1 pseudogene is annotated in these 1438 nt (G+C 53.6%); it reads right to left on the bottom strand.

Annotation, left to right across the window (positions count from 1 at the left end):
- Nucleotides 1–34 precede the first annotated feature (34 nt).
- Nucleotides 35–1224 (bottom strand): annotated as a pseudogene (locus tag HMPREF2802_RS11935) (IS3 family transposase); the annotation flags it as partial.
- Between the last annotated feature and the right edge of the window lie 214 nt (nt 1225–1438).

Here is a 1438-nt window from a genome sequence, read left to right as displayed (position 1 = left end):
TGAACTGGCCCCCAAAAGTTGGACTGGTTTAATTCTAGGCGGTGAGGGACTCAAGGGCCTGATTCCGATAGTGCATCGGGGTCAGGCCCTTGAGTCGTTGTTGGATGCGTTCGGTGTTGTACCACTGGATGTAGTCTTCGATGGCTTGGTTAAAGTCCTCGACGGTGTCGAAGACTTCTCCGTGGTACATCTCGGTTTTCAAGTGGCCAAAGAAGTTCTCCATTACTGCGTTGTCGTAGCAGTTGGCTTTTCGCGACATTGACTGGACACCGCCGTTGTCACTGATCAGGTTACGCCAGGAGGAATGCTGGTACTGGAAGCCTTGATCGGTGTGCATCATCCACCCAGGCTTCGGCGTGCAGGCTGCAATCGCCTTAGTCAAGGATTCGGCGGTAAACGCTGCCGTCGGCGATGTAGCCACGGTGTAAGCGACGATTGAGCGGTCGAACAAGTCCATCACCGGTGACAAATACACTTTTCGGCCTGCGACCCTGAACTCGGTGACGTCGCTGACAAAGACGGTGTTTGGCGTGTCTGGGGTGAACTTGCGGTCAAGCTTGTTGTCAGCAATGCGACTTTTAGTTCCTGCGTAGGAAATATACGGTCTGCGTTGGCGGATCTTGGCCCGAAGCCCCATCTGGCGCATGAGTTTGTAAACGAGTTTGTGGTTGACCACCCAGCCCTTGTTGCGCAGGTCCAGCAACACTCGCCGGTAGCCGTAGCGATGTTTGTTAACCTCGAAGCTTTCCCGGATAGCGTCCTTGATCGCAGCGTGCTTATCTGGCTCGCTGAGTCGTTTCTGGTGGTAGAAGAATGTCGCCCGCGGCATACCGGCTGCCTCTAGGAGGTACTCCAAGCGGTGGTGAGACTTGAGGATGACGATCGCTTGGACTTTCAGGCGCGTCCCTGATTCCTCAAGTCCCGCAATTTTTTTAGGTAGGCATTTTCGGCCCGCAACCGTTCGTTTTCGCGACGTAGCTTATCTTCTTCAGAAAGCACTTTCGGCTTAGCTGAACCTTTAGGCCTGCCCTTCGGCTTCGGTTTTAAGGCGTCATCGCCGCCTTTGCGCCATTTCCGCGACCAATATCCAACCACTTGGTCTGACGACAGGCCAAACTCACGGGCAAGACTCATCTTTGACTCGCCAGTGAGATGGCGTTGGACAACTTCCTTTTTGATCTCGAAGGAGTACTGCTGCTTTGAAGGCTTTTCCACAAGACACAGCTTGCCATGGAGCAAGAACCGACGAAACAAAGCGCGAACTGGATAAACACCAACACCGACATGATGCGCTGCAGCCCAGTAACTACAACCCTGCTCGAAAAGGGCCACCAATTCTTCCCGCTGCCCCGCCGACAACGAACTACGTGTATGCATACAACTGCTCCCCACTAGTAGGTAACTGATTTCTCAGTCCAACTAATGGGGAGCAGTTCAC

Origin of the sequence: Staphylococcus sp. HMSC071G07 (assembly GCF_001811435.1) — a bacterium.
Lineage (GTDB): Bacteria > Bacillota > Bacilli > Staphylococcales > Staphylococcaceae > Staphylococcus > Staphylococcus pettenkoferi.
This window is presented reverse-complemented; position numbering and strand designations above follow the sequence as displayed.